Raw genomic sequence first — 4,135 nt, 5'->3', positions numbered from 1 at the left:
AAGCCCAGCGCTTCCACGCCGACCTGATGAAACTGCCTGTAGCGTCCGCGTTGCGGGCGCTCGTGGCGGAACATCGGGCCGACGTACCACAGCCGCTTCGGGCCGTCGTAAAGCAGATTGTGTTCAATCGTCGCGCGCACCACCGCAGCGGTGTTCTCCGGGCGCAGCGTGAGCTGCTCGCCGTTGAGCGCGTCGGTGAAGCTGTACATTTCCTTCTCGACGATGTCCGTCACTTCGCCAATGCCACGCGTGAACAGTTGCGTATGCTCGAGGATCGGCGTGCGGATCTGCTGGTAGCCATAAGCACGCAGCATCGATTTGACGGTACTTTCGAAGAATTCGTAAAGCGCGGCGTGTTCGGGAAGGATGTCGTTCATGCCCTTCACGCCGCTTAGCTTTTCAAGCTTTTTCTTGACTTCAGTCATCTGTATTTAGAGTGTTTCTGCCTGCGCGGTTTCGCGCTTGCCGTAAGTCCGCGTGACGTACTCGCTGACGATTTGCTGGAAATCCTGGGCGATGTGTTCGCCGCGCAGCGTCTTGACCTTCACGCCATCGATGAACACCGGCGCCGCCGGATTCTCACCGGAACCAGGCAAGCTGATGCCGATATTTGCCTGCTTCGATTCGCCCGGCCCGTTCACGATGCAGCCCATTACCGCAACGTGCATCTTCTCCACGCCCGGGAACTGGTCGCGCCAGACCGGCATCGAGTCACGCAGATACGTTTGAATCTGCGACGCCAGTTCCTGGAACAACGTGCTCGTGGTGCGTCCGCAGCCCGGGCAGGCAATGACCATTGGCGTGAACGAGCGCAGACCCATGGTCTGCAGGATTTCCTGCCCGACAATCACTTCGCCGGTCCGCGCACCACCCGGTTCGGGCGTCAGCGAGATCCGGATGGTGTCGCCGATCCCTTCCTGCAAGAGCACCGACAACGCTGCCGTCGATGCCACGATGCCCTTCGACCCCATCCCTGCCTCGGTCAGCCCGAGGTGCAGCGCAAAGCTGCAGCGCTTTGCCAGTTCGCGATACACCGCGATCAAGTCCTGCACGCCGCTGACCTTGCACGACAGGATGATCTGGTCGCGCCGCAAGCCGAGTTCGACCGCGCGTTCCGCCGAGCCGATCGCCGATTGGATCAGCGCCTCGTACATCACGCTTTGCGCTTCCCAGGGCGTCGGGCGCGCGGCGTTCTCGTCCATCATGCGGGCGAGCAGATCCTGGTCGAGACTGCCCCAGTTCACGCCGATACGAACCGGCTTGTCGTACCGCGCAGCCGCTTCGATCATCTGCGCAAACTGCGTGTCGCGCTTGGCGCCGGCGCCCACGTTGCCCGGATTGATACGGTATTTCGACAACGCTTCCGCACACGCCGGATAGTCGCGCAGCAGCGTATGCCCGTTGTAGTGGAAATCGCCGACGAGCGGCACGGTCACGCCCATCCGGTCGAGTTGTTCACGTACCGCGGGGACCGCCGCCGCTGCTTCAGGCGTGTTCACCGTGATCCGGACCAGCTCGGAGCCGGCCTGCGCCAGTTCCTTGATCTGGATTGCGGTACCGATAGCGTCCGCGGTGTCGGTGTTGGTCATCGACTGGACGCGCACCGGTGAATCTCCGCCGATAGTGATGAGCTGGCCGCCCCAGCGCACGTCGACGGCATGCGATGCCCGCCGTTTCCACGATCCGCCGAAAACAGGCTCCGACGAACAAATCTTGCTTTCAATAAGGGGGTGTTGAGCTTCGGATTGCATCTAAGTGACCCTCTGCGTTGCCGGATGCCGCACGGAAGACGCGTTTCTGGAATGAATGAGACTCAAGGACAAGGATCGGCGTTTGACAATCTTTAACGCCGAAACGAAATCTTCGCACGATTTCGTGTCAAGCCTGAGGATCGAGGTCAGACGCCACGATCCGACGCAACTTGTTACGAAGGCTCCGGCATACGATGCACGGAGCCTGCGGCACGGACTTCAACGGCTTCAGGGAAGCGAAAAACGCGCGACGTTACCCTTGGCCGGCCCGAACTTGGCGGCCTCGACCGGTTGTCCGTCGAACGTCAGCGAGTCGAGGCCTGCGCGATTGCCGATCGTGACCTTGAACGGCGCTTCGCCCGCCACACGCTGCACCGAATCGGCCTTGACCAATCCTGAGAACACTTCCTTGCCGTCCTTCTGGCGGACGCTGAACCAGCTGTCCGCCGCCACCTTCAATTCGAGCGTATTCGAACCCGTGCCGACCGCAGCCGCAACGGATGCGGGTGTGGGCGCTCCGGCCTTCGCCGCATTCGTCAACGGAACTGCAGCGGGAACACCCGCGCTTTTGGCGGCGGCGCCCTGAACTGCCGAAATGGTCGATGACGACGCCGGCAGCGCGTTCGTACCCAGCGGGCTCGGCATTGGCTGAGCGCCAGCTTGCTGCGTAGTCGCGTTGTTCTCTGCTGCGCCGCTTGCAGCCGTCGTATCGGCCGGCGCAACCGAACCGGCATTTGCGCTCGACTCTTCAGATCCAACTACGGCCGAACTCGTGCTCGTATCGCCGCCGGCTGACTGGCCCGTACCATTGGCGCTTGCTTTGAAACGGGCAAGCCACGCGGCGGAGTCACCGCCGGTATGCCACATTGCAAGCGCGATCACCGCAACGACCACAGCCGCCACGCCCCACAACCACGACCGGCGCTTAGGGGAACTGCCAAGCGGCACCGATACACGGCCTCGCGGCAATCCTGCACCCGACGATGCCGGCAACGACAAATTCTGTTCAACCGGACCGTTCGCCTGGCGCAACGCCGCGGTGAACGGCGCCGGATCGGCGCCCATGATCTTTGCGTAGCTGCGCACAATGCCGGCCGCGAAATTGCGATCGGGAAAAAGACTGAGATCGCCGCTTTCAAGCGCGCGCAACTTTTGCGGCGAGACCTTCAACCGCGCGGAAACGTCGTCAAGCGACCAGTTCTTCGCTTCGCGAAGCTGCGTCAGACGCGCCCCTACCGCTGCGACCGATTCAAGGCGCGCGGCCTGGATTCCACCCTGCGCGGCGCTCGCGGCCCGCTCCGGCTGGCTTCCCGGCACATCGCCGGCTTGGCCGCCCGACTGGCCACCTTTATGAGCGCCAAACGGCGTCGGGTGCTGCGGCTCACTCATCCCAATTTCCTCGCATCGATTCTTTTTTGTCGCTGCTCAGCTTCGTTGCCAAGCACGGCGCTACCGCACGGACTTGCCGCGCCGGCGTTGCAGACCGCTTTATAACAAAATGCGCGGTGTTGTGCGCCGACTTTGATCGTTTATTGCTGATTATTCCGATTCCGTAACCGAATGACACGTATCAGCCTGGAGCGCTCGTCTTGCGGCGCCGGCGTGGCTGATGAAACGAATCAGACAGCCCGAACCTCAATTACCTTCGATGCCTTGCCCATGCGCTGCGCAAGACGCGTACGGTCCTGGACCGCACCGGCCAGTTGTCCGCATGCCGCATCGATGTCGTCGCCGCGGGTCTTGCGCACCGTGGTCACTACACCGGCGTCCATCAAAACCTGCGCGAAACGCTTGATCTGCTCGTTCGCCGAGCGCTTCAACCCGGATTCAGGGAACGGATTGAACGGGATCAGATTGAATTTGCAAGGCACGTCGCGCGTGAGCGCAACGAGCTCGCGTGCATGCGCTTCGCTGTCGTTCACGCCGTCGAGCATGCAGTACTCGAACGTGATGAAGTCGCGCGGCGCCACTTTCAAATAGCGCTGGCATGCCGCCATCAGTTCGCGCAACGGATACTTCTTGTTCAGCGGCACCAGCATGTCGCGCAAGGGGTCGTTCGGCGCGTGCAAGGATACCGCGAGCGCAACCGGCAAATCCGCGCCAAGCCGGTCCATCATGGGCACGACACCCGAGGTCGACAAGGTCACGCGGCGACGCGACAACCCGTACGCGTTGTCGTCCAGCATCAACCGCATGGCGGGCACCACGGCGTCGTAATTGAGCAGCGGTTCGCCCATGCCCATCATCACGACGTTGGTCACCACACGATCGGCCTTGCCATTGTTCGGCGCGCCGTAAGTACCGCTCTTTGATGCACGCAGCGCAAATTCCGCCATTCTCAACTGGCCGATGATTTCGCCTGTGCTCAGGTTGCGCGAGAAACC

The 4,135-nt window shown here is 62.1% G+C and carries 4 protein-coding genes; all 4 read right to left on the bottom strand.

The features are described 5' to 3' along the window. Positions 1-425, bottom strand: a 425-nt coding sequence (locus tag ACFFAR_RS26460) for an ATP phosphoribosyltransferase regulatory subunit (RefSeq protein WP_174364770.1), incomplete at its 3' end; no start/stop codon positions are given. Positions 426-431: 6 nt separating this feature from the next. Beyond that, on the bottom strand, positions 432-1,751 hold the full coding sequence (gene ispG, locus ACFFAR_RS26455; protein WP_061999534.1) for a flavodoxin-dependent (E)-4-hydroxy-3-methylbut-2-enyl-diphosphate synthase: 1,320 nt from the start codon (positions 1,749-1,751) through the stop codon (positions 432-434). Between the two features lie 228 nt (positions 1,752-1,979). Beyond that, positions 1,980-3,140, bottom strand: coding sequence for a RodZ domain-containing protein (locus ACFFAR_RS26450; protein ID WP_174364771.1), 1,161 nt, complete (start codon positions 3,138-3,140; stop codon positions 1,980-1,982). Between the two features lie 230 nt (positions 3,141-3,370). Continuing rightward, positions 3,371-4,135: radical SAM protein (gene rlmN / locus ACFFAR_RS26445; protein WP_174364772.1), on the bottom strand; the 765-nt coding region annotated here is incomplete at its 5' end.

Source organism: uncultured Caballeronia sp., from assembly GCF_964243625.1.
GTDB lineage: Bacteria > Pseudomonadota > Gammaproteobacteria > Burkholderiales > Burkholderiaceae > Caballeronia.
This window is presented reverse-complemented; position numbering and strand designations above follow the sequence as displayed.

Excerpts from the sequence above, each read along its gene's own strand:
- ispG (WP_061999534.1), bottom strand. The coding sequence starts at position 1,751 with ATGCAATCCGAAGCTCAACACCCCCTTATTGAAAGCAAGATTTGTTCG.
- ACFFAR_RS26450 (WP_174364771.1), bottom strand. The coding sequence starts at position 3,140 with ATGAGTGAGCCGCAGCACCCGACGCCGTTTGGCGCTCATAAAGGTGGC.